This window comes from Acinetobacter sp. ANC_7588 (assembly GCF_056783995.1).
Map to the genome: position 1 here is coordinate 1 of NZ_JBWYIU010000027.1, position 4,585 is coordinate 4,585.

General features: G+C 36.0%; 1 protein-coding gene. It reads right to left on the reverse strand.

The genetic code is table 11. The annotated features are described in order from the left end of the window. Positions 1-1,307: 1,307 nt before the first annotated feature. A partial coding sequence (locus AC1M9J_RS14700) for a BapA/Bap/LapF family large adhesin (protein WP_481952566.1) occupies positions 1,308-4,585 on the reverse strand: 3,278 nt, incomplete at its 5' end.

Below are 4,585 nucleotides of genomic sequence, written 5' to 3' on the forward strand. Positions count from 1 at the left end.
TTATGTATCGCCATTTGAGTTTGAAGCAATGTACTATGATAAGGTTAATCCGTTAGGTCAGGTGGCCTAACTTAAATAAAAATCTCTCCGACAAACCCGGTACGGTTCAGTGGATATTTTGCTCCAATTACAAGGAATTGGAGCAATAGCAGTGTAAGAATTTGGGTAGATGTTCTTGCTTTTTGTGCCGCTTTCTTGCGTTTTTTTCAACAAGCTTAACCTCGTTCAAAAATGGTAACGGTAGGTTCATTATGGGGAAAATTTAAATTCCCCTTTTAATGTTTAGCTTAGTTATAAAATTTAGAAACTAGATAAATATTCCTGTTATTAACTAATGTTATATAACCCCCTTTCTAGAAAATGACACTTGTTGTGTCGCTTTTCTTATAAAATGTCATTAGATGTGTCGCAATCTAATGACATTATGTGTCGCAAGAATTTATAAGTTTTTAAATTTACAGAAACATGAATGTCATAGGATGTGTCGTCTGAAGGATCACGCTATTGTATCTAAAAATAAAAGAGCCTTATATGGCTCTTTTATTTTTTAGACTCAAGCAGGTCTAGTATGGTTCAAGAATAAAAACAAATAGCAGTATTAAATTTTCAGATTAAAAATTTTCATATTCACATGTTTATTTAAGCATCAAAATCAATCAAAGTTAAAGCACTGAGTTTTCAACCAATTTAAGAATATCGAATTATGCAAGCACTCCTTTAAATCCAATGTAAATAATGAGTAATGAGCGGATTATTCTTCAAACTCAGGCAAAATGATCTCTATAACCTAATTCTGCAACACATATCGAGTTATAAAATTAGACATTACTACTACCCCCATACTAGCCACCTGAAAACACAAATAAAAATGAGCAAGGTTAACTTTTTTTAACGGAGCAAGTGTTTATTTCTATATTCTATTTAATAACGTTCAAAAAACAGGTCTAAATATAGAGATGAAAATCTCTTTGGAGTAGGAATTTAATTTTTTTAATCATTACCATTTTTTATTATCAATAAATCCTAAACAACATTTTTTTATGATTAAGTCCACCCCTGATAACTAACACATTAAGCTCTATAAAATGGTGCTTGGATATGATTTTTTTGTTGCAATCGCGTCTCCATAATGAATTTTATTTTATTAGAATATTTTTCAAATGACGAAATAACAAATAAAATTTTTGTTCTTCAAAAATTAATTTATTCAAATTATTAGAATTTTATTTTTTTCATACCAATTACTTTTGATTTCACATTTTTAAAAATAAAAAGAGGTCTCGAAAGACCTCTTTTCATTTGTTTAATTAAATTTGATTATATTTTAACAGATCATCGATCGCATAAAGACTGCTATCTGTATTTTGCAGAACAATAAGCTCAGTTGGGTTATATTTCGTTTTAGCCCCATCAGTATCAACACTAATCACCGTATTTGCACCATCTTGTTTGATCGTTACAAATTCACCAATGTTAGACGATGTAACATTCTGATCTTTTAATAAAGCAGAAATATCAACTCGATCACCTTCAGCTTGATTAAAGTCAGTCCAAATATCTGGACTTTCGGTATGTTGAGCTTGATTGAGCACATCATAAAGGACTGTATCAGCACCTTCACCAAGAGTAAAAGTATCGATTGAAGCAGATGCTTGTACGGTATCTGCCTCATCACTTCCAGTTAACGTCATCGAAACATTAATTTCAAGTGTTGCAGATTGTGATGTTCCCGCTTTAGAAACTGTTGTATAGGTGAATGTTTCAAGACCTCCACTTAAACCTGATGGTTGATACTCATAGGTGCCATCTTTAAACACAGTAAGGACACCGTGCTTACCTTGAACTGTGAACTCTTGACCACCTTTAGCTGGATCATTTACATAAAGCTCTTTAGATCCAATTTTCAGAATATCAATTTGGTCGATAGCTGTATCATTTTCAAATAAATCACCCTCGAGCAATGGTGTATCAGTTGGAGTAATATTATTGACCATTATTCCAGTAATTGATGCACTAGATACATTCACTGAATTAAATGTACTACTCGTTGTGTTAATTGAAATAACATAATCACCTGCATCGAGCACTTTGCCATCATCTAAAATAATTTCTGAGGCATAAGTCGTTGATGTCGAAGGATTCAATATTGTTCCAGCTGGCCATGTAATACTAACATTTCCGGTATAAACTTGTTCAAGCACTTGCTGTTCAACGCCGTTGACAAGCTGAGTAGTCACCTTATTAATCACAACACTCATTGAAGGATTATCATTAGTTAAAGTACGAGTGATATTCCCTTGGAGATCTAAGCTACTAATATAAGATCCTTCTTCAACTTTAAATTCTAATGTACGACTTGCAGATCCAATAATTCCAGGCTCTACAGATTCATTGAGCGTTGAATAGTTTGCAGCTTGAACTTCTACAACTTCTGCATCGTTAGCTACTGTATTGGTATCAATCTTAATATTGAGAACTTCAATGTAAGTTGTACCATCTGCTCGTTCCACTACAACCTCAAAACGATCAATCTCACCATATGGTGGAGTCCAACCCACTGTGCTTTGTGGAACTGTAACATTGTAGGTATAAGTACCGTCAGTATTAATATTGAGTGAGCCATATTGACCCTGTACAACTAAAGCTTCACCTTCAACCACATCAGTGTTATTTACCAATATTAATTTATCTGTCGTAATCGGAATCGCATCACCTTGAACTGATCCAGTTATCGTTTCTGGGTTTGCATAATCGTAAATATTGACATCTGTAACTTGAGCTGAAGCTCCTCCAATTACGTTTACACCACTAGTTTGCTTGATAATACCAACGTAAGTACCCTCACCAAAACTCAATGTTACCGGGGTTGAAACACCACCGCCAATGAGCACTTGAACAAAATTTGGAATTTCGTGTACTTGAACCAACTGTTCAGTATTCTCATCTAAACGATAGATAACCAAACTAAATGTTGAAAGTATCGTTACCCCGCCCGCGGAACCGGTAAAGGTCATTTCTTGGAAAGTACCGTCTTCAACAGTGAAGTCCATGACACCTTCCGTACCAATTACACTTGCAGACAACACATCACCAGCAATACCTAGATCAAGTAAATTCAATGCGACTGCATTTGAAATACCTAATGCTTCGCCTGTGGTTTCAGTTAAATCAGGAGTAACATCAAGTAATACTGTATTATCAATGATGGCATTTTCATCTGTGGCAACACGCACTAATTCAATATTTAATTCAGCTGTGCGTTTTTCACCATTTGGTGCCGTTACCTCATATACAAAACGATCAACTTCACCGTAATCTCTAAATAATGGATCTACTGTATATGTATATTGTCCATTTTCAGAGATAGTTAAAGTGCCATACTCCCCTTTAATTGTTGCAATACCATCTGTAAATTGATTAATGGTATCTTCACCATGAATAACTCCACTGATTTTACTACCCTCTGGGACGACATCTGCACCATTTTGATAATCCTGATCCGTAATCACATTACCATTTACTGTTCCTGTCACAGCTTCTGGATTATTAAAATCACGTACAGCATCTGATTCAAATCTTAATGTATACCCCGTAGCAGCTGACAACCCTTGGCCGTTACCTAATACAATGAGCCACTCTCCTTCATCTAAAGAACGACTTATCGTTTCTGACACACCACCTAATACAACGAGATACCAATTATCAATTTTTTCTTTTAATTCATATTCACCAGTTGACTCATTTAACTTATACATAAATAAGTTCATTGTCCCTGCTGTAAGACCACCAGCATCAGCATAGAAACTAATATCTCTTTCGGTGCCTTCTTCGACTGAAAGGGAAACTGAAGAACTAAATACGCTTTCAAGCACACTTGCATTTAACACTGGACCTAAGCCAACAGAACCCACCGTAAATCCTGTTGAGTTAAGCTCTGTTGGTGTTTCATTAACATCTACAGTCGGTGTGATATCCAATACCAATTGCACATCATTATTCGCTGTTGCAAATGGCTCAGGTACCTCAATATCTACGAGATCATCTATTCTTTCTTGCAATAGAGCTTTTGCAGCTTCAATCGCGTCTGAAGTTTGATCAATATTGTCTAATGCTTGTTGTGCAAGAGTTTTTGCTGCCTGAGCAGCTTCTAGGGACTCTTGCAATTTATCAGCCTCTGCCTGTGTTACAGTACCGTCTTGCAAGGCGTCAGCTAAATCCTCTTCAGCCGTTGTATAAGCTTCTTCAGCACTTTCTATCAAAGCTTCGACTCCCGCTAGTAAAGTATCAATATCATCAGAAATATCATTTTCATTTTGATCATTTACTGTTGGTAAAGTGATATCAACCAGATCATTCAAACGACCTTGTAGCACATCTTTTTCTGCTTGTACTGCCCCAGGTAACGCTGTCACTTTTGTTTGTGCTTCTGTTTTCGCAGCAAGTGCATCATCACGTGCTTGAGTCAATGCAGTAAGTTCTGTTGGAGTGATGAGCCCATTGGCATTTGCATCGATCAGCGCTTGTTCTGCCGCAGCGTATGCTGCTTCTGCTGCCTCTACTGCTGCTTCGGCATCTGCCAATACTT